A 25,422-nucleotide genomic window follows, 5' to 3' on the forward strand; every position below is an offset into this window, starting at 1 on the left:
TCTATACATACTCCTTTTCTAGAACGACGCGTTCATTTGCAAATTTTAATAAAGCTTGTCTCAGTTCATCTTCATTCATTGATTCGAATAAATGAATCCACTTCTCGATATTCTTCATCTTCCTTGGTGCACGCGATTTCCCACAATAAAATTTTGCAAAACCATCTTCTGATTCCGCAATTTCTTCCATCTCAAAAAGCTCTTCTTTTATTTTCTCACCATCTCTTAGCCCAATGAATTTCATTTCAATCTGCTCTTTCTTCTTACCAGCTAAAATAATTAATTTATTAACGATTTCAATGATTTTCTGCGGTGTACCCATTTTCAAAATGAATACTTCACCGCCTTTAGCAACAGTACCTGCTTCAATCACAAGCTGGCTCGCCTCAGAAATTGTCATGAAATATCGCTCCATATCAGGATGTGTGATTGTCACAGTTTTACCGGATTTAATTTGTTCCCAGAATAAAGGTATCGCACTGCCTCGGCTTCCTAAAACATTGCCGAACCGTACAATAGAATATATACCACTGCCTTCTTCCTCATTCTTCATTTGAACAATCCATTCGGCTAGTTTTTTCGTAGCTCCCATCACAGATGTAGGCTCCACCGACTTGTCTGTTGAAATCATGATAAATAATTCCACACCATTTTCATGACTAACATCCACTAAATTTTTAGTTCCTATAATATTATTTTTAACAGCTTCTCGCACATTTAACTCCATCATAGGAACATGTTTATGAGCGGCCGCATGATAAATAATTTCCGGTTGGTACTTAGAAAAAACTTCGCTGAGTCGTTCTTTGTCTTGCACATCGGCTATAATTGGAATAAGCGTACTATCTATTTTTTCAGCCATTTCCCGATGGATATTATAGATACTGTTCTCACCATGCCCAAGAAGGATGATTGTTTTAGGCATACATTTCGCGACCTGTCTTACTACCTCTGAACCAATTGATCCACCCGCACCAGTAATTAACACCGTTTTGCCTGCAAACCTCGGTGTCAGCTTATGATAATCTTGCTGCGCCTCATCTCGATCAAGTAAATCTGCATAATCAATGTTTTGAATGGCGGCCATGGAACCTTCTCCACGAATAATCGCTTCAATATCTGGCATAATTTCTGTTTGAATTCCTGTTTCAGAGCACCTATTTAAAACAGCAATCTTTTCTCTAGGTTTCAGTGATGGAATTGCTAAGATGATATGTTCTATCTGTTTTTCCTGAACCACCGGCCCGATAGACTGTAACGTTCCTACAAACGGAATTCCAAGTACAGCCTTCTCATTCACGTGATCATCAAGAATACCTATCACCTCAAAATTGCAGCTTACATTCATTTGTAAATATTGAATAAGAAGCTTCCCAGCCTCACCCGCTCCGATAATTAGTGTTCGTTTTCTTATTTTGTCTGTTCGATTCACTATGTCTGTCCTCCTTCAATCTTTCTTGCAACATACAAATTCCCATGGCCAATATAAACCATAAAAACCTTTTTTCCAAAATCGTGCTTAGCGCAATAGATGCTCCGATAAATGTCATCCATATGAGTAATGCTGTTGGTGAAAATTTTAAATAACCTGATTCCAACAGTTGATAGATAAACCATGCAAAAATCATCCCGCAGCTCAAAAGGCCAATAAAACCAATATTTCCTAGTGTCTCCAACCAGAAATTATGTCCCGTTGTGTAAGCATCGACGCCCTCATCAGTGTAGCCAAGGAGTAGTGCATTCAATTTTTTAGGAACATTTCCTGCCCCGATACCAAGAAAATTACTCTCCTTAGCGATTCGAAATAAAAGACTGTATAAATTTTCGCGTGCTGAGGTCGATGTTGATTTATCTGTAAATGCTGAGTGCACAATGGCAATTATTCTCTCCCCAAAATCAGTAAATACCAGGAGTAAGAATCCCGCCGGAAACATCATAAATACCATCGCGATACCTTTCTTCCTAAAATGGTAAAAGAAAATAGCTATTGCACTGATACCAAATGCCAACATCCCAATCCGAGAGTATGTGGAGATAATAACATATGCAGTTAATAATGTTGCCACTGTGTATAAGACGATGCCCGTTCGTAATTTTTTCATATGAAGCCAGTACTGGGAAACGACGGGATACAGTATCGCCAGAAAAAGCGCAAAATCGTTGGTGTTGTAAAGAATTCCAGTAGGCTGATACTTGCTTGTCGTCGTGATATAAACATTAGAAGCCGATAAGCGCATATGCCATCCTGTCAGAATTTCAAACAAGCCAAGTACAAGGCTTCCCATAAAGATGACAGTTATTATTTGAGTAAGGTATTTCATTGGCTTTTTTGAATCTAAATGGTAGAAGCAGAGGAAAAACAAGTAGCATATTTCAAAAACGAAGTAGCAATAACGAAAACCTAGTGATATCGAATCTGCCCAAAATAAGGAGATGAAGCTGGTCAATAAAAATAAGATTAAAAAGATAAAATAAGGACGATATCGACTAAGCTGGCTAATTTTAAAATCTTGATTCAGTAGTAGAACCACCAAGTGCATTGGTAGTAAAAAGCGGAACAAGTAGATGCTTTCCATTCCTGGAACTGATAGATATGCTCCAAAAAACAGAGCAATAACAATCGTCCACCAGATACTAACCAGTAAGTCACGGAGATTTAATTTCATGATAATAAAAGAGAGTATTATAGGTATTATAGCCGCGTAAAATACTGGTTGAATAGCTCCTAATACTCCAATGGAAAGCAGTAGTATCGCTACTAATATTTTTTGAAAGGATGTAAACGAGAAAATATATTTATTTGTATTCATACAGCATTCTTTCTTTCTTAGAGAACTTTTTCATATTCAACACAGTACCTAGAATGGATGGATTAATAAGTTTCATTTTATCAAATGCCTCCTCCACTTCATGATTCCGTGTTTTATTCGCTCTCACAATAAAAAGAACATTTTTGAATTCTGAAATAATAAACTTTGTATCTGGGGACAAACGGATTGGTGGGCTGTCAATAATGATAATATCGTAATCTTTAGCTGCTCGATGTAACGTGTCGCCAACTATATCTGAGGAAATAATTTCTGATGGATTTAAAGGAACATAACCACTCGGTAAAAAGTCCACATTCTCGGCGATAGTTGTCAGGCAGTCCTTATAATCATGGGCCTCTTCATATATACTCACAATCCCCATGTAGCTATAACTCAAATTTTTTGAGAGCCTTGGTCTATGCAAATCTAGATCAACAAGTAATACTTTTTTCTTAGCTTCTGAAAAAGCTAGCGCTACATTTAATGCACAATAACTTTTTCCTTCACCTTGATTAGAGGAAGTAACAACAACGAATTTATCTTTTTTATGCTGTAACTGATATTCAATATTTGTTCGTAAATCGCGAAAATTATTGGCATTCAACGCGTTAATTTTATACAAAGCTTCTTCTGCCATGATATTACTTCCTTTCATCTTCAGAATAGGCTACTGCACCTAAAACAGGGAATTTAAATTGCTTCAAGTCAGCCTCACTTCTTATGACGCGTGCCGTTACTACTTCAATTAAAATCAACATAATCCCTACCCAAGCACCGATAAATCCAGCCAATAAATAGTACAGTCGGTTAGAAATAAGCTTTCCTTCTCCTGCAGGATTTAAAATCACAACTTTATTATCTGGAAAATAAGTTTTCAACTCATTTTGTGTTGTCTTTGTTAGTTGATTGGCGATTTGTGCTGCAGATTCTGGTGTATTACTTGTGATTTTCAAATTAACAGATAAGGAGTTTTCATCACTTGCAACAACAAGCCTTTTTTGCAATGCCTCGACAGATTCATCCAGTCCTAGCTCTTGTTTAACCTTAGAAATAGTATTTGAACTTTTCATCACATTCATGTAGGTATTCATAAGTTGAATATTTAACCTAACATTGGCATCATTATTTGCTTCTGCATTATTTTTATTTGGAAGAATTAGTAGCTCAGTTTTTGCTTCATACTGTCGTTCAACTAAATAATTTTGTGTGACATAGACAAGAAGTATGAACAAGCTTGCTATTCCCAAAACGATATACCATTTTTTCAGTAATTGCTGCACTATGCTGCTAATATGCAAATCTTTATTCAAGCTAGCACCTCTCATATTTCATTTCGTAACTTGCGATAAAATCGGAGTAACTTTTCGCCTTCTATATCCCAGTTATATTTCTGGACATAATTTTTCCGACCGTTCGCACCTAGTTCCTTACGCCAACAATCATCGTCTACTAATCGTTGGATGGCGTTCTTAGCTTCAACCATGTTTAACGGATTAACTGCTAAACCGCATTCGTTTTCAGTGATTACTTTCTTCCAGGCCGGGAAATCAGACACAACCATTGGCAAACTCATAGCCATGTATTCAAATATTTTTGTTGCTAGTGACTCCAAATAGTTAGGAACTGGATGGAGCAAACAAAGGCCAATGTCCGCTTTCGAATAATATTCTTGTATTTTCGAATATTCAATATACGATGAGTATTCAACTGTATTTTCTAGTCTGTTGGCTTGAATAAAAGCTTGCATTTCCTGTAATAAATCGTTTTCTGCCAAACCAATGAGCTGTAGCTTTATTTTTGTTCCTTCTTCCTGAAACATTTTTACTAGCTCCAACATTTCAAAAACACCTCGTACCTTAGCCATTCTCCCAATATAAATCATCGTAAGTGGCTTAGTGCTGTTCTCATCTATATTCTTCGCCATATGCGTTGGATAGTTATAAATATCTATTTTTTCTACGCTAATATGTTCGTAATATTTCTCATACGATTCTTCTGCAAAAATGATACCATCTAGATTCTTCATTAAATACTTCTCGATTTTTTGAATAGATTTAGCTAAAGGCTTTCTAATTGGCTTTGGCAGCCAGCTCTTCGATTTAACTGCCTCTGGGAAATTCTCGTGCATATCATATATAATAATGCCATCTGGCTTCATCTTACGAATAAATGGAACTAACGTAAGCAACTCCGGATCATGAAAATGGAAATATTTAGCACCACTAGTTTTAATAGCTTTTTTTATTTCAAGCATTGTTAAAAAACGTTTTAATCGAGATTTTTTGGCTAAGAGATGAATTTTTAGACCTTTCTTCTCGTATTCTTTAGCCTCATCCACATTGCCGATAGCATAAAAATCTACTGCATATTCCTCACACAATGTGTAAGCTTCTTTAAATAAAATTCGAGCATCCTTAAAAGTATGGACGGAACTAAACATCATAACTTTCTTTAATAATTGCTCTTTTTTCATTTTTTACCTGGAATAGTAATTTCCCACTTAAGCTGATCTGTTGACTGGAAAGGTTTATAAACAACCATCATCTTTTTGCTCTCTTTGGGAATGGAATAATATCCGTACCCTTCTATTGTTTTACCTGCCTTAACGACATCCCCCAAACTGCTCTCGCTACCTGTAAATGTATATTTTTTTCCATCTTTATCTTTAAGATAGAAGTCACCAGATCCAATCGGTGCAGCTTCTTTACTAATATTCTTAGCTTTTAGAGCCAGCCTAAGTGTTTCATGCCCAATGTCTGTATTTAAATTATTGTCGACCAGTTCAGCAGAGGTTATTTGTATTTCAAATTTCCCAGTTTTCTTCGCAGTGTTCCATTCAGAATCATCTATCACACTATTATTTGAACATCCTCCTAAAGCAACAATACCAATAATACTCGCAAAAAATACTACTACTAACTTTTTCATTTTCAAATGACATCCTCCAAATTCTATTTATTCCTATTTTGGTAAAACAATTTATCTACATCCCAGTAGATTTCATTATCTTCTCGCTAACTGAAAAATAATCAATATTTTCGGTTGCTGTGGAACAATTACAAGTATATCGCTTGACAACAGTTTTCTCAAAACCATTTTTTTCTCATCGAGTCCATTTTTTGTTAAAAACTATACTTTGCGTTCTCAATCTAATGCATTTGGATTTTGAATTAGATACTCTCTGATTTTTTTCGCGATAAGTTGGGTTGCCTCACGTCCATTTAGCGAACTATCGACTACAACAGTGGAATTCGTGATCCTATCCCCCAGTTTACTTAGCTGCTCCGGTTTCACGTATAGGATTTCTAACCCTAATGATTCTGCAATTTCTACCGGATCTGTCGTTCTATACTTTCTCCATATCTTCCTTCTTAAATGTATCATTAATCTCACCCCTCACTCCTGTTTATCCAAGCTCTTCCTCCATCTATGTAGCTTTGTTACAAGCATCTCTCCATGTTTTTATCTTCTTGAAAAAATATTTATAACAATATCCCGTGCTAATTAACCATGCATTTTAAAATCAGAGCTTACAGAAAATTTATACCAAAAACGGACATTAAACAACTTCATTTTTCGGGAGCATCATGTAAAAAATGACTCATTTGCTTGCTGATTTTGATATATAGCACCTAATGAGTACAAGAAATTAATTATTTTTATATAAATCAGTGGAATATCCTAACAATCATTTTGCTATGTATCTTCCTCTTTACAGCCACGCCATACGACTTTTTTCTTATGTACAAACTATAAAAAAGCTTGTAGTCTTAACGAAATTAAAATACTCGCTAGACTTACAAACCCTTTGATTACAATGCTCATATATATGTATCCAGCTATTTCAACATCACAAGAATCTGTGCGGGATACTATGAGATTCTCTCACCATTATAATAGTCCCTAATTAAATCAGGGACCCACCTTCACATGCTCTAATACAGCCTAACCCCTGTACGTTTACGGCTTTCAATTTTACGACTTAATGACTGTCCCAGTATTTTCGATGGATACTCCACGATACCGTAAAATATATAGGCGCATATAAAAATGATCGGTATACTTATCCCTTGAATTATCCAAACCTCCCTCTTCATTTGCTGCATCATGTAAACCATAGGGATAAATACAATACAATGTACAAGATAAATACTAAACGAAATTTTTCCAATCACTTGGTACATACGGTTCGTTAAATGCTTCTGCGCCATTTTTGACTCGTAAAAAAAGAGCAATATACCCGCACTTCCTAAGCCGATAACTACATCCGAAATGATTTTAAATGTCGGTATTCCAAGCAAGTTAAAGATGACAACATGAAAATATAGCAATAGAGATGGTATACCAATTAAATAATATACCCGTTTACTCATGTCTTTACTATTGGACCAATACATACTAATCACTATTCCAAGAACGAAAAAAGCAATGTAAAAAACGGTCTGACCTAGCAAAAATTTTGGGGTGAGGCTATATAAAATAGCTACTCCTGTGACAAGCGATCCAAACATCAATAGGCATGCTCCATGAGCTCCATATTTCTTTGCTATTAAATATAGCAGTGGAAAAATAGCAGATATCCTTAACTCAATAATCAAGGACCAAATAACTGGATTAATTCGATTCACATAATTCCCTGTCATAAAGATATTTTCAATTAAAATCGAAAAATTGCTAGTATCTGTTCCAGTAAGATTAAACCATTTTGATAATTCAGCTATACCTTGAGGTTGTAAAATCAGATAGATACCCTCACCTATCAAAATGGCTACAATAAATGGAATATATATCCTAAAAATACGCCTTACTGAATATGACATGTATTCCTGCCAAGAAAATGATATTTTCTTTTGAAAACTCATACTTAAAGAGATACCACTTATCAGAAAGAAAAGAATTACAGCACTTCTACCAAATGGCTGAAATATACCTTTTATCAACGATTCACCAGCATATGTTTCTGCAAAGTGAGTGATAATAACTGTGAGCGCGGCAATACCTCTTAGTGCATCTAAAAAAAACAGTCTATTTGACAATCTTATTGCCCCCTCTAATTTATCATGGCGTGTCCTCAAGCACCCATACTAATAAAACAGAATATTTTCCTGATTTCATCTGTCCTTGTCGAGGCTTTACAGATATTCCATATTGTCCAGACTTCCAAGAATCTGAAATAACTGTGCTTTGCTCTGTATTCTGAGTCACACCTGCAATTGAAGTAGGGTTTACGGAGAGTGCTATTTTTTCTCCATCTGTATTCGTATAATACATAACATCATTGAGTATCGCATTGGATCCTTCTAAAGAAAGCCCCCCTATTAATTGAACCGTTACCTTCCAATCTTTTTTATAGCGGGTATCTCCAACAGTTAAATCTTCATCAAAATCAGTTGCAAAATATTCTTTTTCTTCTGATTGAATAGGGATTGTACCGAATGAAATTTGATTGGGTCTAGAGCTAAACTTTAGCTCTCCAGTGACTACAACAACTGGCACACATATTTCCGATTCAAGTCCTGTCGTACCGCTACGAATAATCACTATTATTTCAGTTTCACCAAGTTCGCTAAATACCATTTTGTCTTTAAATCCAACCACCTGAATACTATCATTTTCAATCGGACTCCAAATATTCCTAATAACTGCCTCAGGATTTAAATCTTCTGTACTGCTATCTATAGCAACAGTTTGTTTCACTCCATCTGCAAACGGTTTTCGTAACTTCACTTCTGCCTCGGCCGAAAATATTTCTTCTGAAAAGTTGACATTTGCTGTAGCAGGAATTGTTAAATATCCCGTTTTAGCATTGAAATAACTCATTAAATCAGGGTGAGTTAAATCCACTAGGCCTTCAATTTGAAATTGTATCACATTAAAACTTGAAATTTCACTCAGATTAGAGCGATCTATTCTAGCCTTCAATCCAGATTCATCCATTAAAAGCTCAAAATAGGAAGTAATATCGTCCTTGCTATTCTTATCTATTATTTTAATTTCCGAAGTATCCACCTTTTTACTAATGGAATTTAAATCAATATCTATAACAAGATCTTCTGGGTACTTTTCTTTTGAAAACTGTTTTGGGAGCTCCATCTCAAACATATAACGCGCAGTATCTTCGTCATCCTCTGTCAATCCGTAGAATTCTGGATCCGAAAATGGTAGTTGTACAATACTAAAAGCATCGTTAGTGATTATCCCCCCCCCCCCATCTAGATGCTCGTAACGTTCTAAATCGTCCATTTAAACCATTTTGAGCATTAATTAACATATGGATTCCTGTATAACCGCTCGTTCCAGTACCTAATCGAAATTCAGTCATACCAGCAGCCCCATTTCCAAAAAATAATGAGCTAGCGTTTTTTTCTTCCGCGAATAGCCCATTTATTTGGGATTCCGAATACTCTATCTCCCCTTTGTTAGCATTCGTTCCTAAATTAGCACCCAAGAAAATAGGAGCATTAATTTTCTCTTCGGTTCCTGGCTTCACCGCTGTTATTGAAAAGTCAACACTCTCACCAATTATCCTCTTGTCAAGTACTAAATTAAGAGTAGGTGGCAAATTTGGAAAGAACGCATTTATCGCTAAACTTAAGCTTACAGTGGGTGTTATCGCAGCATCATCAGGCTTCGAAAAATTTAGCATGATATCCACCGGTTGCCCTCTGAATACTGCGTAATTATCAATTCTATAATCCTTATTTAATTCTAATTGTCCTGAAGAATTCTTGTATCCACTACTATCTATTTGGTCGAAAGCCATAGTTGTTGGTCCCGATGTCCCTTCTACAGGAGCTAATATAACTGTCGCTTCAGCAAAAGACAAAGGCTGACCCGAAACATACTGCCCATCTTCATTCAACAGTCCATGTTTGGAATGCTCTAGAAAGCTTCGATCAGTAGTTGCTGTCACTGGTTCACTCCGACTAGTTTCTAATACCGAACTCTGTGATTCAGCGCTAATAAGTGTAATAAGCAGCTCATTGGAAACTGCTAGATTATTTAAATTCTTTATTTGTAAAGTTGATAATCCTTTATCCTTTGCGATTAAAATGAGTTCATACTCTTGTTCTACTATTTCGCCAGAGTCCCCCGCTGTTAGTATCATTTGTTTCTTTTCTTCATCGTATGTTACTGCCAACAACGATTTTTCATTGTTTTTCTTGGTTTTATCCAAATCTAATACCATATTTTCAGGAATACTTAATTGAAGTTTCCCTATGTTCATTCTCTGCCTAATTTTTAAAGATATAATCATCTCTTCATTCATCGCAACTGTTGGTTTCTCTACTATCATCTGTATTGGATACTCTGTCTCTTCCGCCTTAAAAGTATTACTTGCGAATACATCCATACTTGTAAATGTGAGGAATCCAAGCATACACATAATTAATATTTTTTTCTTTGTCATTCGCTACCACTACCTTTATTTTTGTCGTCTTTCTTTCTTTTTAGTAAAATAATAATAAATAACGCTAGTACTAATAGTACAATACCAATAATGATAACCAACAAGTAATTCATTTCTTTCTCGGGAATCGATACGTCTTTCTCATTAAAGGCTTTTGCTTCATTAGCTTTTATCTCGAAGTCTTCACTAAATTCCCATGCCTCTTTGGATGATTTTGCTTTTAGATGCAGCGTGTATTTTCCTGACTCAAGAGAGGCCCCATCAAGCGGGATTGGAAATTTAAAATTTGTATTCGGAGCCACTTGCATGTGTTGCTTATCCGTCTCAAATAAAGTTTTGGTTTCGCCTTTTTTAGTCACTTTTGCTTCTATAATTTCAAATTGATTCAAATATGTCGGTGTTGGGTTTTGAAGTTCTGCCAAAATGGCATTACGAGCATTTACTTGACCAGCTTTAACACCATTTAATTTTAAGTCTTGATTTACTTCGGTTTTGTTCTGCTGTAAAGTAACACCTACCACATAGGCATATTTATTTTCAATGCTTAAACCTTCTGATTTCGAGCTTTTTTTATCTGCCTCTGATTGCTTTTCAATGAGTGTAATGCCACCAGCAATCAAGCCTTCGAATTCGTCAGTAGGAGCACTTAGTTTCATTTCTAGTTTCTTCTCGCTTTTAGCAGGAATTGTAACTTCCTTAGTTGTTGTAAGTATGTCAGCCAAGTTGTACTTAAGTGATTTATCTGGATTTGAGTCTGTCTTTCCATATTCTACAACGCCGTTCATATTCGTTGTTGCTGAATGAATCTGGGGCTCAATTACCACGTCTTTATCAGTGTCATTTCTTAATTTGATACTCAATGTCTGCTTTTCACCTGGATTGACTAATAGGTTAAAATACGTTTTGGATTTATCGATTTGATTACCCGGGATTTCGGTTGTCACAGCAAAATTAAACTCAGATGCAAAACTAGTAGCCGGAGATAAACTAATCATCACTAACATCAACAAACTAAGAAATAAACTGTTTTTTTTCATTTTTTGTCCCTTCAGAAAGAGTGCCCTTCTTTTTAACAACCGCACTTCTTTTTTGTTATTTTTACAATGATGCGAGTTCTTCACTTAGTAAAACCTGAAGAACTCACATAACCTCGTTTTAAATCTATTTCAATATCCTGCTTACGGCTCAATAGAGCTTGGCGTATCTTCTAATGTCCATGTTAATTTTGTAGAATAGTCTTTTGCATATTTAGTTGTGCTACCTGGTACGGATAGTTCAATACTGCCTGCAGCGCTAGCATCATTTCCAAAAGCTAAAATATAGGTTCCTGCGCCTTGTCCTTCAGCAGCCTCCATAATTCTTTCCGCATCTCCATCTGGAATTAGAGTGAAACTAGCTTTATGCGTGGGTTTAGCAGAGACAGATCCTGTACTCACAACACCATTGTTAAAAGTAATTTCTGCTCCCGTTAATTCTTGCCCATCTTCTGTTATAAATTGGCCATCTTGTTGTACTTTTAGTGCCCATCCTGTTTCGCTTCCTCTATTATCTGTTACTTGGACGTAATTCGGTCCTAAATCACGGTCATTAAACGCTTGTGCAGCCGCTGTATAAACTTTATCAGAAGATGTTATTTTCTGTGTACCAAAATCTAAACTCGATGCAAAATCAATACTTAATGGGCCATTCGTACCTGGATTTGGCTGCCCACCTGGATTCGTTGGATCAATCGGGCTTACTGGATTTGTCGGATCTGTTGGGTCAATCGGACTTGTCGGGTCTGTGCTTGGTTCAAAATTAATAACGGCATTAGAAGATGTGCTACCAGAAATCGCTGCCTCCGCTATATTTGTTGTTCCTGCTAAAGTAAGACCTGCAACTAAACTAGCTGCCATCATTGTTTTTAATTTAAAATTCATTTTTATTTTCCTCGCTTTTCCTATTATTTGTTATCTGGAATATCCGATAAATTCCATGTTAATGTAGTGCTATATTTTACAGCATCTTTTGGTGTTTTACCTGGTATATTGAGAGAAATTGTTTTTGTTTTATATACGGTTTCGCCAACATCATTAACAGTCTCCTCAACGCCACCCCAACGACTAAGCCACGTTCCTGCACCTGCTGTTTTTTCGGCTTCCATAACTAGAGCTGCTGCGCCATCTGGGTTTAAAATAATATTTTGAGAAACATTCGGCGCTTGCATGTTTTCTGCATTACTAATTGCTTCACCATTTTGTAACTGAATCTGCGAACCAATTAATTCTTTATTCTGTGTATTGTTGTTTTTAAATTGCCCCTCTTGCTTGACCGTCAAGGCCCAGCCACCGTTTGTACCTAGATTATCGGAAACTTGTACATAGTTTGGAAGGTGCACATCTTCATCCCCATATATTTCCTGAGCTTTTGCATAATACATCATATCTTTATTCGAAATTTTATTTGTCCCAAAATCAAGACTTGAAGCATAATCAATACTAAGCGGTCCTGTTGTTCCTACATTCGGTTTTCCATCTGGACTAAGCGGATCAACTGGGCTAATTGGATTTTCTGGATTTGTTGGGTCTACCGGGCTTACTGAGTCCGTATTTGGAATAAACTCGATTTGACCATTTGATTCATACTCAGCGGCAAGTACTGATAGAGGAGATAATATTATCACGCTCATCGCTACCGTTGAAATTAGTACATTTTTCAATTGCATTTAACTGAACCTCCATTATTTTTGTTTCTTTTGAGAAGTAGAAAAGCTAAGCCTACCAATACAAAACCAATCCATTGATCATGAAGAGAAAGTGTATCTCCTGTTTCAGGCAATGTAACGGAGTTCTCCGCAACAATAATCTTTTCTATTTTCTTTCCTGCCTTCTGTTCTATATCCCTATCAACACCGGGTACTAACTCTTCCTCTGGATATATATATTCTCCAAAAAAACCTACCTGTCCGCTACTTTTATATTCTTTTGTTTCTGTTGCATGGACATTTAATGTAGAAAAAATAACAATAGAGCAACTAGCAATAAATAAAAGTAGCTTCATCTTGCTCCCCCTCCTATTTTTTTCATCAGGTCTAAGAACAATTGAATACATCACTTTCTGACCTCTCCAAGTATTATCACATACGTATACCAATCACTCACCTTCAAAATCAGGACTGATAAAGAAAAACTTGCAATAAAATCACTAGGATTAAGTATATAAATCGCGAAATGCAGCGGATGTAGTACCTACCAGTCTGCGCTGAACGAGCAATACGAGGCTCTCGCAGCAACAGATACTTTTTTTCCTAAAAGAGGAAAAAAGAGAGGTTCAACCTTTTTCTATTTCTTATCAAAAAGAAAAACTGCACAATAGCTACTAAAATTGTAGTAGCCATTAATACAGTTTTTATCCTCTTATAGCTTAAATGCCAGTTAATTCAAACACATCTGCAGTCACTGAGTTGGCAGTTAATCCAATCAATTTAATCGAATCACCTTGGCTCACACCAGTAATTCTGATATCAAAAGCGCCATTCTGATTAGGACTATCTACAAATACCAACTGCGAATAATCTCTGATACCATTAATTTCAGGAACCATCATTTTAATTGATTTATTGAACTCAGCAATAGTAGAGAAAGTACCTGTCACCCAGATTGCTTGTTCATGCAACCGTTCTGCATTTGCAGACACAATTCTATCATACGATTCACGTTCTTCTAGCAAGACTCTAGCACTTGTCACTAGATCTCCATTCCCATTGTATCCAAGTACCTCTACGCGATCCTCTAGGTTTGAGATAACGATAGGATATGAAAAAGTTCCATTTCCTCGTACACCTACTTGCTCATGAATATCACCATTAATACGTAAAGCAACTGTCGAAATGTCCCCAGTAAAACTTCCCGTTAATGTACTCATTCTGTCTATCAAAAATGGAGTAGGGCTCAGTGTTCCCGTGTTTTCGTTCGTTCCGTCAATCATAACAACTTGTTGTCTAGCAATGACTTCACCAGAAGGTGCTGCTCTCCCTACAAGCGTAACGTTATCTTCTAAAGAAGTAATTTGAGAAACTAGAAAATCTGGTAATGTAAAAGTCTGACTACCTGGTGCAATCCCAAGTCCGCCAATATCTTTCCCATTAATTTCAATCCCAATATCGGTAATACCTGATGAAACATATCCTGTAATCGTACTATCTTTACCAAATGAAAACAGATTTACAAAAAGTGCATCCGTATTTTTTTCAGATACGTAATTTGCACCCAGTTCATTGGAATTATCTTGAATTGCTGCATTTACATCATAACTATTCCCTATTAAAAGTGGTACTGCAACTACCAATACACTTGCTAATTGTTTTTTCATTTTCATGTTTGTCTATTCCTCCTAAAAACTATGTGACACATCTATGCACTGCGCAGTACGTAATTATCATAGCATAATATGAGTCGTATCAAAGAACAACATTTTCAACTATGTGACATTTATTGTTCTCATTTATCATAATCAACCGCAATCATCCCAACATGCTGCTTTGTGATAAAATGATTATAGATTTTCCTCGCATCCTCTTTTGATGCATTAAAAAACGTGCCATTCTCATGACACGTTTCTTTTATATCTAGCTATTCTATTGTTCTATTTTAAGCATTTACTGTGCTTTTTTCAGGAAGGATTCGTGTTCCTGCGCGGCCAGCTAATGCTTCGACTGCTGCGTCTAGTGAGCAAATGATGGCTTCTTTTCCAGATTCGGCAAATGCAATCGCGGCTTCCATTTTGGGTCCCATGCTGCCGTCTGCGAAATGGCCTTCTTTCATGTACTCTTTCGCTTCTTTGACTGGAACGCCTTCTAGTTTTTGTTGATTTGGTTCGCCGAAATGTAAGTAAACGTTTGTCACGTCGGTTAGTATCATGAAAACGTCGGCTTCGACTTGTTCGGATAGGCGTAATGCGGAACGGTCTTTGTCGATGACTGCTTCGACGCCTTTTAGGTCGCCTTCCTCGTTTTGAACGACGGGAATTCCGCCTCCGCCTGTCGAAATAACGACGGTATCCGTGGCTACAAGTTGCTTAATCGCTTCGACGCCATGGATTTTTTGTGGTTGTGGGGATGGGACAACGCGGCGGTATCCTCGGCCTGCGTCTTCTGCCATTTCCCAGCCTTTTTCAGCGGAGAGTTCAACGGCTTCTTCGCGTGTATAGAAAACACCGATTGGCTTTGTTGGGCTTTGGAATGCGGGATCGCTCGCGCTAACTTCGGTTTGTGTTAAAAGCGTGATGACGTTTGTTGGTAGTTTTTTGCGTGCGAGTTCATTTTTTAGTGATTGTTCCATCATGTAGCCGATAAAACCTTGTGATTCTGCGCTGCACGCGTCGATTGGAAGCGCTGGAACGTATGCTTTGGCTTCTTCGTTTTGACGTAAAATATTGCCGACTTGCGGGCCGTTTCCGTGTGTCACGATGACTTTGTGCCCTGCTTCTGTGATTTCTGCGATTTTTGCACAGCTGTCTTCCACGTTTTTTAATTGGTTTTCAAATGTTGCTTCTTGATTCGGTTGCAAGATTGCATTGCCGCCAAGCGCGATAACTACGCGTTTTCCCATTGAAAATTCCTCCTTTATTGCGAGTGCGACACCTGCTATCGTGTCTATTCCCGACGTATGTCCGTTTTGATAAATGCGTTCGATGATTTCCCCAGTTTCTGCGCCTGTTTGAAATGCTTCATAAAGTGCGAGTAATGTGTCGCTGAATTGCTCTTGTAACGCGTATTTCAGATAGGTTTGGCTGATGTCTGTGGTCAATAGCTCGGTCTGGATTAATGTCGCCAATGCTTCTTTAAAAATCGTGCTTTCCTGTCCAACGAGCAAAATGCCGAGCAAGATGTCGTCTCCGGATGGCGTCAAACCACTGCCGCGACCTATAAAATAGCGCAAGGTCTGTTCGATAAACGCCGAGTCTGTGCTGCTTATTGCTTTTGCGAGATTCGCGGTTTCGGGTTGGGTTAGCCATTCTCGGATGGAAAAACCTAGTCCTGTTTGCTTCTCGCTTTGCAATGTGTGTGTTAAAAAACTGGGATTCGGCTGAATTGCTGTTTTTTCACGTTTGCTGGTGTATTGGGTGGCACCAGTGAGCGTGATTTGAAGCTCGGATTGTTGGTGAATCAGGATGCCGCCTTCGTATTGGAAGGTTTGATTAGCTTGAATCATAGCGATAAGCTTGGTTACGTCACACGTTGTTATTTGAACGGCAAATGGTAGCTGGCCATTTTTGGTTGTGCCGATAAAAATACGTTCGGCTTCGTTTTCCAAGTTGAAACCGTTTGTGAAAACACTGTGGACGCGCCATGTTTGACGCTCAACTAGCAAATTCGCGACGTTTTGAGCCATGCGCTGTGCTTGAATCATTGACATCCTTTTCCACCTCCTTTTTATACGGTTAAGCCTAACTTTTCTGCGTAGGCTGTGATTGCTTTTTCAAAACAGGCAACTGGTGGGTTGACGGTTCCAGCGCCGATTTGGCCGATACCTGCTTTTTTATGGGCGATTCCAGTGTTGATGACTGGTGTAATGCCGGTTTCGACTACTTTACGAGCGTCAATACCGAGGCAAATTCCTTGAAAATCCCATGTTGGAACGGTGAAATTTGGGTTTTGGTCGATCACGATTTCAAGCATTTCATTACTTGTTTTCAGTGCGTCGCCAAATCCGCCTGTACCGACAAAACGAGTCACGGCTGGTGCTGCAATCATTGCCATACCGCCAACGCCAAACGTTTCTGTAATCGCGCTGTCCCCGATATCTGGGTTCGCATCTTCGCCGGAATAACCTGTGAAATAAAGGCCTTGCGGAGTGTTGACGGGTGCTGTGAACCATTCGTCTCCCATACCGCTGATGCGAATTCCGAAGTTTTCGCCGTTACGACACATCGCAGTTACAATCGTGCCTTCTTGAATCATCCGCGCGCCATCCATCACTGCTTTTGCGGAAGCCATCATGATATTTAGGAAAAATTGATCAGTATCTGCGAGGAACTTGATGACTTCTTGGCGTTCTTTTTCATCGATATCCAGGCTCACAATGATTGGGCTCACTTCTTTCAAAAATACGAGGGAAGCCGCGATATTGCGTTGGTGGAACTCGTCTCCCATCGCGATTGCTTTTGCAACGATAACGTTTAGATTCATGCCTTCATCGAGCGTTTGCAGTGCTTTGCTAAGCACTGGGCCAAGCACGTCACGCATCCAGCGCAAGCGATTCACAACTTCTGCGGAATAAGCACCAAAACGCAGCACCGCGCCAATGCCCTCGTTCATCGTACAGTAAGCGCGGTTGCCGTCTGTGCGGTTTTCCACGACAACAACTGGCATATTCGCCGAGGTAATACCGCCCATTGGTCCAACTGCGTCCACGTGATGGCACGGAATAAACGTCACATCTCCGCGGTCAAGCATCGCACGCGCATCGTCTTCATTGTCCGCCCACTCTTCAAATAATGCGGCTCCAACACACGAACCTTGCATCGGGCTCGTCATGTTTTCCCATTTAATCGGAGGCCCCGCGTGAAGTAGGACCTTCCCTTCATTTAACTCAGCGATTACAGATTTAGCAGGCACGACGTCCAATAAAAATGGGGCTGACGCAACAATTTTGTCCGCCACTGCGCGGTTTGCTTCATCGATTGTCTGGTAGTTTGTCATTGTTTTTTCCTCCTTCAAAAATTTATTTCACGTCCGCCGTCTCAGCGCGGTAACTATTCAAGAATTGTAGTACTTTTTGTAGTTCAGTATTTCCACCAGCCACTGGGCGCCAGTCAAGTTGCACGACACGTCCGCCAGTTTCGGTAATCGCCTCCGCAAAACTTTTTAGTCCAACGTTGATGACACATGGTTGTTTTGCGAGCAAGTCTAACATGGCATCTGATGCTTCCAAAATTGGCGCTTCGACTCCTGTTGCAACGTCTTGAATCGCTTTATCAGCCTCTTCCACCGTATGACCAACAATCGCAAGTCCCGTTCTAACCGCTTCGTTATTGCTATCTTTCACGATAACGCCTGCAGCCTCTAATGTTTGGCGCTGTTCATTGTAGTCTTGCGGATCTTGAAGCGTCCCACAAACCGTTCCAATCACAGCCAATTCGCGTCCTGCCGCTTTCGCTTTTGCAATCACGTCTTTAATCGCTGGCGCCAATTGCCCCGCCATGTCTTCATGCGAGCCGTAACCAAGCACCACATCGAGCAAAATAACCGCTGTTTCCGGGTCGTTCGCCGCGTCTTCAATGAACGCAATCCGTTTTTCAGGGTCGATCATTGGATGCGGTTTTCCTTGCGTATAAATGTCATCGCCAAGATCGATAACCTCGTGACCCTCTGTTTTCAAAATATAGCCGTCTTGCTTGATTAGGCCTTCTTTTAACTGTAAGGCATCCGCGATAAGCATTGCCGCCTCAGACGCTAAAGTCCCGCCAGAATAGTAACCTTTGATGTGTTTTTGCTCCGGAGTTAAGCGGATGTCAGGCGTCACGATTTCCGTCTCCACTGCCGTTACCGCCTCACCTTTTGCAAGCGCCACCGCAATGCGTGCCGTTTCTTCAAGCGTGTAAGCGTGATATAAATTCGCCTCATGATACGTCGGTTTTTCACCTAAGAAAATCGTCACAGCAGGCTTCGAAATCGTACGTAATAATGCCAAAACTTTATCCCGAATCGCTTTTGCAGGTGGCTTAGAAATGACCACAATCACGTCTGTATCCGCTTGTTTTTCAAGCGCTGCAATCGCGTCTAGCATCGTGATTCCGCCGACTGTTTCGGATAAATCGCGACCACCCGTTCCAATCGCGTTCGTCACGCCGCCGCCAAGACGGTCAATAATCGTCGAAACTTCCTGAATTCCCGTTCCAGATGCCCCAACAATGCCGATATTCCCAGGTTTTACAACGTTCGTAAACGCCATCGGAATCCCGTTCACAATCCCAGTTCCGCAATCCGGACCCATCACAAGAAGCCCTTTGTCATGCGCTTTCTGCTTCAATCGCAGCTCTTCCTCGATCGGCATATTATCACTAAAAATAAACGCGTGCAGTCCTTCATCCAATGCCCGATCTGCTTCCGCCGCAGCATATGTACCAGGAATCGAAATGAGCGCCATGTTTGCATCCGGATCGAGTTTCATCGCCTTATCCCAAGTCCGCGCCGTTTCCGTCGTGTTACTGCTTTCCTTCGTCGCTTGACTCGCTAAAAACGCATCCACTTCCGCCAAAATTTCATCAATTTTAGAAGCATCTTCCGTGTCCACAACAATCGCCATATCGTTCGCCGATGCCGCTTCCAATTCCTCCGTACGCAAGCCCGATGTCCCGAAAATATCTTTATTCGCAGGCGTTCCCATCATAATCGATACGCGATTTACCCCTTCAATCGTCGAAACTTTATTCGTAAGCAGCATCAAAACAACCGAATCTTGATACGCATTTTCTTTAATAATCGTGTGTAACATCGTGCTCACCTCTCCTTATTCCGCAAATTTATTTTTTCCATCATAATTATCAAAATGAATCGCATCCGAGATCAAATACTCATAAATATCATCCACAATCTCGATGCCATCTTTCTCGTAAGCCGCCTCACGCAACCGTCCACGCTCACCAGGATAATACACCCGATCCACGCCCGGCGCAGGAGCAACAGCCGTCACCTCATCCAAAACCTCCGACATGTTCGCCTTAAACGCCTCGATATCCGTGAAAAACGCCGGATTAATCACGATATGCAATTGCCCCAAATCGCGCCCCTTCGACAAATCCGCGTACATCGAACTCACATGTTTCCCGAACGGCAATCCTAGCAAAATTCCCGACAAAACGTCTACCATCATCATTAAGCCGTACCCTTTTGGCCCAGCGATTGGCAACAACGCGTTGACCTTCACAGGATCCGTCGTTGGTGCCCCGTCCGCGTCTACCGCCCAAGTCGGTGGAATCGATTCCCCGCGTGACCTCGCATGAAGCACCTTGCCCCAAGCCTGAACCGTCGTCGCCATGTCAAACGTCAACATTCTCCCGTCATCGGTCGGCGCTGCAAACGCAATCGGGTTCGTCCCGAAATAATCCTCCGCGCCACCAAACGGCACCACCATTGGGTCCGACTGGCAAACAGAAAGTGCTACAAAATCACAACTCGCCGCTTGTTCCACAAAATAAGCCAAGGCACCGCTGTGCGACATGTTTTTCACGCCCACAACCGCGACACCATTTTTACCAGCAATCCGGATCGCCTCTTCCATCGCCCGTTTCGCCGCCACATGCCCAGAACCATTATCCCCGTGGAAAATACCACTCGTTGGTCCCGTCTGCTCAAATCGGAACTCTGGTCGATTTGTAATTCCACCTTTAGCAATCCGCTCCGAATAATACTCGACACGAACCGCGCCATGTGAATGAATCCCGCGCGCATCCGCAAACGCCAACACATCAGCGACAATATCGGCGTGTTCTTCCGTCAAACCAGCCCGCTCTATTTTTGTTTGAATCAGCTGGTGCAAATCTTCCTTTGAAACTCGCATTCTGCCTGCCACCTTTCTAGTCTTGTTCCGCGAATAACCCCGCGTGATCGTACTGATCGTAATGAACCGTGTCACTAATCAAATAATCATACACATCTTTCACAATCGGAATTCCCGCATCCGCATAATCCGTCTCCACAATCTCCGCTAACTCGCCTGGATACAACACTTGACTGAAACCCGGTGCCGCTTTCGTCGCATGCAGTTCATCGACCATTTGCGCGATATTTTGCTTAAACTCCTTCAAAGACGTGAAGAAAGCTGGGTTAATCACGATATGTAACTGCCCTAAGTTGCGACCTTTCGTCAAATCCGTGTACATCGAAGACACCCGTTTTCCGAATGGCAATCCTAGCAAAATTCCCGATAAAATATCGACCATCATCATCAAACCGTATCCTTTTGGTCCAGCAACCGGAAGCAATGCGTTCACTTGATGCGGGTCCGTCGTTGGTTCGCCGTTCGCATCCACAGCCCACGTTGGCGGAATATCCACCCCTTTTGAGCGCGCGTCCAAAATTTTGCCCCATGCCTGAACCGTCGTCGCCATATCAAAAATAACTGGCTCACCGTCCATGCGCGGCGCTGCAAACGCGATCGGATTCGTTCCAAAATAAGGCTCAGCGCCACCAAACGGCACCACCATCGGGTCCGACTGACAAACAGAAATCGCGACCATATCTTGATCCGCCGCTTGCTTCACAAAGTAAGCCAGCGCGCCACTGTGCCCCATTTCATGCACACCGACAATCCCGACGCCCGTTTCCTGAGCCAAGCCAATCGCCTCATCCATCGCCTTGCGTGCCGCCACATGCCCGACGCCATTATCCGCTTCAAAAACGCCTGAACTCGGTCCCGTTTTATTGAATCGGAAGTTAGGCTCGATCGTCGTGCCACCTTTGGCAATTCGTTCCGCATAATAATCCACGCGAACCGCACCATGTGAGTGAATTCCGCGCGCGTCAGCGAATGCTAAAGATTCCGCGACGCCATCCGCATGTTCCTCAGAAAGCCCCGCTGCTTCCAATTTCTTTTGAATTAAATCATGTAAATCATGTTTCCTTACTCGAATCATTTGTGGCTCTTTCACACCAATTCCCTACCTTCTCATAATTGTGGATCGCGATTACAGTCTTTCGAATACAAATAACTGAATGCTTCACCGCGTCCGACCGCATACGTCGCTTGTGGCACATACGCACCCATGAATAAATAATCACCTTTTTTGACTGGAACCCATTCGTTGTCCAAATTGTAAACGCCTTCTCCAGATAACATATACGCGCCGTGCTCTTGATAATGCGTTTCAATATATCCGTGACACGCGCCCGGCTCAAAGCTTAAAATGTGGAAATTCATATCAAAACCAAGATCCGCCGGCAATAAGTTTTGCAAAATCACATCTTCCATACCTTCGTACGCAATTTTCTCCAGATTCGCCACATTATTCACAATAACATGCGCCTCGTAACCTGCTACCGCCTCATATTTCTTCTTATAAAGGAACGCCTCACTATTCGCGCCACCGTTGTCATTTTCGAATTTCAAAATCACACCTGCTGGGCAATAAATATAGCCACCAGCCTCAAGTGTATGCTTCGCGTCATCCGCCCAAACCGTGATTTTCCCGTCCAAACAATAGAAGAAAGTCTCCACGCCAGGTGCCCCGAAACCAGCCTTATTTTGGCCGCCATCTAGCAACGTGATAATATAATCCACGAAAGAAGCGCCCAATTTCGGCGTTGCTAAAATCGACAATTCACAGTTCTCAAAACCTGGAATCGAGTTATTCACCAATCCATTCGGCGGAATAATCGCGTAATTGCCACGCTTGATTACCGATCTCGAAGCGAGAATATCGCTCACATAACCCGTATTCTTATTTCTGTAACCCATTCTAAAAACCTCTCTTTTCCAAATTATAATTGGAATCAGCGCTCGAAAACACTGATTCCCTATTCAAATTATGCTATTTTCTTCGATTTAATATTCGCAATCAAGAACACGACTGCTCCGATAACCAGAATAATCGCGGAAATATAGAAGCCCATTACTTTCGATCCTGTCGAGTCGGAGATAACCCCTGTCAAGAATGGCGCGATAACCGATGAACTCATTCCGAAGAAGTTGAATACGCCAAACGATGTTCCGTATCCTTTTTTCGGTGCGCTATCTGCCACGTAAGAGATCAGGATTGGCTCTACTGCAAGTTTTCCTAGCAATCCGTATAAAATCAGGCCGACTAGCAAGATGCCCGAAGTTGGCGCCAGTACTGTAAGCATCAACATCGCCGCGGCTGCAACCGTCAAACCAACGATGAAACGCACTTTTTTCGTTCTGAAGATATCCGACATTCTACTGAAAAATAATGCCCCTGGAATCGCGGAAAAAGCTACAAGTGCAGCGGAAAATCCAATCGCCACGCCTTGGAATCCACGTTCTTGTTGTAAGAATGATGGTAACCACGTCACGACCATGTAGTACCCGTAACACGTTGCAAAATAAAGAATGTACGACGCAATCATCCGACCTGTAAACAAGTTTTTGATTGGCGCTTTCTCTTTTGGTGCTGCTTTTTCTTTGGCCACCGCGGAACGATCCACTTTTGGCGAACTTTTAATCACACTCGCAAAAACAAAGATCATCACAACAATCAAACCAGCGATAATGAAAAGCATGATTTGCCAGTTCATACCGACCGATTTTACAAGTAAACTAGAAGCAATCAAGCCAATACCCATACCGAGCGCGGAACCACTGTTGATGATAGCCGTTGATAGGCCACGTTTTTCTGCTGGAATATTCTCAGAGGACAGCGAGTAAGCCGCACCGTAATAAGATCCACAGCCAAGACCGGCAAGCAAACTACCGAGATAAATCATTTCCAAGTTTTGCGCCGTACCAATCACAAGTGCTGCGATGGCGAACAGTGAGAAACCAGGGATAAGCACGACTTTCTTACCAAATTTATCGACTAAAATCCCCGCTGGAATCTGCATTCCTGTATACGCGAAGAAATAGAAACTCGCAATCAAGCCCATTTGTGCATCAGAATGTTGCCCAATCGTTTGTTGAATTTCCGGAAAAATCGGTGTTAAGACACTGCGGTAAATCCAGATAACTACCCAACCTAAACATAAAATAATAATAATTTGCTGCCAATACTGGAGCCCCTTTTTCATTGTTGCCGTTTCGTTTTCCATTTTTGATTCACTCCCTATGAAATCTTAATCATTTCTCATTTCGTATAACATCTACATTTTGCTTCCAACAAATCGAGCGCTTGCCGCCGATTTACATGATGTATGAGCTATTTATTTATATGCTAATTCGTATAATGCTTCTGTTAGTGCTTTCACGCCTTCAACCAAGTCTTCTGTTTTCGTATCTTCCGCCGGGTTGTGGCTAATCCCACCAATACTAGGCACGAAGAACATCGCCGTCGGTACACGCGGTGCAAAAATTTGAGAATCATGACCTGCGCCGCTATGCATCACGCGATAATTGAGTCCTTCTTTTTTACAAACGCCTTCTAGCACGGACACGATATGTGGATCCATCGGCACTGGTGCTTCGTCCATCCATAGATCAATCAAGATATCGATGCCCATTTCTGCGCAAATTGTTTTCATATCTTGCTCAATTTCTTGCGTGAAGCTATGCAGTTCAGCCTCATCCGTGTGACGGCAATCCATCGTGAACAGTGTCTCACCAGGAACGACATTCACCGTATTTGGCTTCGGCTCTACTTTTCCGAACGTAAGCACGAGTGGGTCGCCAAGTTTTTTGGCTTTGTCAATCGATTGCGACACGATTTTACTGAACGCATAAACGGTATCTTTGCGGTAGCCCATCGGCGTTGTTCCCGCGTGGTTTGACTCGCCGTTTAGCACGATAGTATAGCGACGTTGCCCAGCGATACTATTCACCACACCAACTACTTTACCCTCGTTTTCCAGCACTTTCCCCTGCTCGATATGAATCTCGACGAACGCCTTAATATCGTCACGCAGCGGCTTCGTTTCATCGCGGAAATCGAACCCAGCTCCGCGCATCGCATCCACAAATTTTACACCTTCAAAATCCGCAACGTCCGCCATTTCCTCTTTATTCGCAAGTCCAAAGAAGTTCTTACTTCCCCAGAAAACATACGGAAAACGGCTTCCTTCCTCTTCTGCCATCGAAATAACTTCTAGGTTCCGAAGCGGCTGACCGTGTTTTTCCTTCAAATATTTAATCGCAAGGTACGCAGCCAAAACGCCAAATTGACCGTCTAGTTTTCCGCCGTTGACCACCGTATCAATATGAGAACCCGACATAATCGTCTCATCCTTATATGTAGACCCTTCCACACGACCAAAAAGATTACCGATTTCATCAAAATACGTCGTAAAACCAGCATCATCCATTTTCTTCTTCACGCCCTGTTGCGCCTCCACCCAGTAATCCGAGTAAAGCAAGCGAGTCGTTCCGCCAGTAGGATCCGCGCCAATCCCCGAAAGCCAAGTTACATTATCCGCTACGTCTTGAAAAATTCTGTCCATCGTTCAAAGTCCACCCTTCTTCTGATTTGTCCTACTTGTTCTCTACTCTTTAAAGTGTAAGCGTTTCAAGTTTTGATTGCATCGTTTAAAAGCGATAAAAATCCTATTCGTCTTTT

Annotated in this window: 23 protein-coding genes and 1 pseudogene; all 24 read right to left on the reverse strand. The window is 40.9% G+C overall.

The features are described from left to right. Position 1 precedes the first annotated feature (1 nt). On the reverse strand, positions 2 to 1,432 hold the full coding sequence (locus tag DUK53_RS11635) for a polysaccharide biosynthesis protein (RefSeq protein WP_052165037.1): 1,431 nt from the start codon (positions 1,430 to 1,432) through the stop codon (positions 2 to 4). Then, complete coding sequence (locus DUK53_RS11640; protein ID WP_036133056.1) at positions 1,380 to 2,810, reverse strand: O-antigen ligase family protein; 1,431 nt, start codon at positions 2,808 to 2,810, stop codon at positions 1,380 to 1,382. The genes DUK53_RS11635 and DUK53_RS11640 overlap by 53 nt, the downstream gene beginning before the upstream one ends. After that, positions 2,797 to 3,447 carry a CpsD/CapB family tyrosine-protein kinase gene (locus DUK53_RS11645; RefSeq protein ID WP_124892743.1) on the reverse strand — a complete coding sequence of 217 codons (651 nt, stop codon included), beginning with the start codon at positions 3,445 to 3,447 and terminating at the stop codon, positions 2,797 to 2,799. The genes DUK53_RS11640 and DUK53_RS11645 overlap by 14 nt, the downstream gene beginning before the upstream one ends. 4 nt (positions 3,448 to 3,451) lie before the next feature. Next, complete coding sequence (locus DUK53_RS11650) at positions 3,452 to 4,120, reverse strand: YveK family protein (protein ID WP_036133060.1); 669 nt, start codon at positions 4,118 to 4,120, stop codon at positions 3,452 to 3,454. 11 nt (positions 4,121 to 4,131) lie between these two features. Next, positions 4,132 to 5,283 (reverse strand): glycosyltransferase, encoded by a 1,152-nt coding sequence (locus DUK53_RS11655; RefSeq protein ID WP_036133062.1) that lies wholly within the window; start codon positions 5,281 to 5,283, stop codon positions 4,132 to 4,134. Next, positions 5,280 to 5,738: a DUF4352 domain-containing protein gene (locus tag DUK53_RS11660; RefSeq protein WP_236637302.1), complete on the reverse strand. Its 459-nt coding sequence runs from the start codon at positions 5,736 to 5,738 to the stop codon at positions 5,280 to 5,282. The genes DUK53_RS11655 and DUK53_RS11660 overlap by 4 nt, the downstream gene beginning before the upstream one ends. A 216-nt stretch (positions 5,739 to 5,954) precedes the next feature. Then, the gene (locus tag DUK53_RS11665) at positions 5,955 to 6,194 is read right to left on the reverse strand and encodes a hypothetical protein (protein ID WP_036133066.1); all 240 of its coding nucleotides are present in this window, start codon (positions 6,192 to 6,194) and stop codon (positions 5,955 to 5,957) included. A 551-nt stretch (positions 6,195 to 6,745) separates the two neighbouring features. Beyond that, complete coding sequence (locus DUK53_RS11670) at positions 6,746 to 7,846, reverse strand: acyltransferase family protein (protein WP_036133068.1); 1,101 nt, start codon at positions 7,844 to 7,846, stop codon at positions 6,746 to 6,748. 22 nt (positions 7,847 to 7,868) lie between these two features. Further along, positions 7,869 to 9,053, reverse strand: a complete 1,185-nt coding sequence (locus DUK53_RS11675) for a hypothetical protein (protein ID WP_124892745.1) — start codon at positions 9,051 to 9,053, stop codon at positions 7,869 to 7,871. Then, positions 8,998 to 10,221: a hypothetical protein gene (locus DUK53_RS11680; protein WP_124892747.1), complete on the reverse strand. Its 1,224-nt coding sequence runs from the start codon at positions 10,219 to 10,221 to the stop codon at positions 8,998 to 9,000. The genes DUK53_RS11675 and DUK53_RS11680 overlap by 56 nt, the downstream gene beginning before the upstream one ends. Next, entirely contained in the window at positions 10,218 to 11,258 is a 1,041-nt protein-coding gene (locus tag DUK53_RS11685) for a WxLIP family cell surface protein (RefSeq protein WP_036133072.1), read from the reverse strand. Before DUK53_RS11685 ends, DUK53_RS11680 begins: the two co-directional genes overlap by 4 nt. Before the next feature lie 141 nt (positions 11,259 to 11,399). Continuing rightward, positions 11,400 to 12,140 (reverse strand): WxL domain-containing protein, encoded by a 741-nt coding sequence (locus DUK53_RS11690; protein WP_036133074.1) that lies wholly within the window; start codon positions 12,138 to 12,140, stop codon positions 11,400 to 11,402. A 23-nt stretch (positions 12,141 to 12,163) separates the two neighbouring features. Further along, positions 12,164 to 12,925 carry a WxL domain-containing protein gene (locus DUK53_RS11695; protein ID WP_201740730.1) on the reverse strand — a complete coding sequence of 254 codons (762 nt, stop codon included), beginning with the start codon at positions 12,923 to 12,925 and terminating at the stop codon, positions 12,164 to 12,166. Then, positions 12,916 to 13,260 carry an LPXTG cell wall anchor domain-containing protein gene (locus DUK53_RS11700; RefSeq protein ID WP_036133076.1) on the reverse strand — a complete coding sequence of 115 codons (345 nt, stop codon included), beginning with the start codon at positions 13,258 to 13,260 and terminating at the stop codon, positions 12,916 to 12,918. The genes DUK53_RS11695 and DUK53_RS11700 overlap by 10 nt, the downstream gene beginning before the upstream one ends. Positions 13,261 to 13,623: 363 nt before the next feature. After that, on the reverse strand, positions 13,624 to 14,577 hold the full coding sequence (locus tag DUK53_RS11705) for an immunoglobulin-like domain-containing protein (protein WP_036133078.1): 954 nt from the start codon (positions 14,575 to 14,577) through the stop codon (positions 13,624 to 13,626). A 272-nt stretch (positions 14,578 to 14,849) separates the two neighbouring features. Next, positions 14,850 to 15,809 (reverse strand): carbamate kinase, encoded by a 960-nt coding sequence (gene arcC / locus DUK53_RS17825; RefSeq protein WP_036133149.1) that lies wholly within the window; start codon positions 15,807 to 15,809, stop codon positions 14,850 to 14,852. Positions 15,810 to 15,839: 30 nt separating this feature from the next. Then, positions 15,840 to 16,616 (reverse strand): annotated as a pseudogene (locus DUK53_RS17830) (oxamate carbamoyltransferase subunit AllH family protein); the annotation flags it as partial. 17 nt (positions 16,617 to 16,633) lie between these two features. Next, positions 16,634 to 17,902 (reverse strand): YlbE family protein, encoded by a 1,269-nt coding sequence (locus tag DUK53_RS11715; RefSeq protein WP_036133080.1) that lies wholly within the window; start codon positions 17,900 to 17,902, stop codon positions 16,634 to 16,636. 22 nt (positions 17,903 to 17,924) lie between these two features. Next, complete coding sequence (fdrA, locus tag DUK53_RS11720) at positions 17,925 to 19,697, reverse strand: acyl-CoA synthetase FdrA (RefSeq protein WP_036133081.1); 1,773 nt, start codon at positions 19,695 to 19,697, stop codon at positions 17,925 to 17,927. A 15-nt stretch (positions 19,698 to 19,712) separates the two neighbouring features. Beyond that, positions 19,713 to 20,762 (reverse strand): ureidoglycolate dehydrogenase, encoded by a 1,050-nt coding sequence (gene allD, locus DUK53_RS11725; protein WP_036133084.1) that lies wholly within the window; start codon positions 20,760 to 20,762, stop codon positions 19,713 to 19,715. Between the two features lie 16 nt (positions 20,763 to 20,778). Next, positions 20,779 to 21,834, reverse strand: a complete 1,056-nt coding sequence (gene allD, locus DUK53_RS11730) for an ureidoglycolate dehydrogenase (protein WP_036133151.1) — start codon at positions 21,832 to 21,834, stop codon at positions 20,779 to 20,781. A 35-nt stretch (positions 21,835 to 21,869) separates the two neighbouring features. Beyond that, on the reverse strand, positions 21,870 to 22,658 hold the full coding sequence (gene allE, locus DUK53_RS11735) for a (S)-ureidoglycine aminohydrolase (protein ID WP_036090904.1): 789 nt from the start codon (positions 22,656 to 22,658) through the stop codon (positions 21,870 to 21,872). Between the two features lie 68 nt (positions 22,659 to 22,726). Beyond that, positions 22,727 to 23,965, reverse strand: coding sequence for an MFS transporter (locus tag DUK53_RS11740; protein ID WP_124892750.1), 1,239 nt, complete (start codon positions 23,963 to 23,965; stop codon positions 22,727 to 22,729). 111 nt (positions 23,966 to 24,076) lie between these two features. Next, positions 24,077 to 25,306, reverse strand: a complete 1,230-nt coding sequence (gene allC / locus DUK53_RS11745) for an allantoate deiminase (protein WP_036133086.1) — start codon at positions 25,304 to 25,306, stop codon at positions 24,077 to 24,079. Positions 25,307 to 25,422 lie beyond the last annotated feature (116 nt).

Origin of the sequence: Listeria sp. SHR_NRA_18, from assembly GCF_003856515.1 — a bacterium.
In the GTDB taxonomy this organism is placed as follows: Bacteria; Bacillota; Bacilli; order Lactobacillales; family Listeriaceae; genus Listeria_A; species Listeria_A newyorkensis.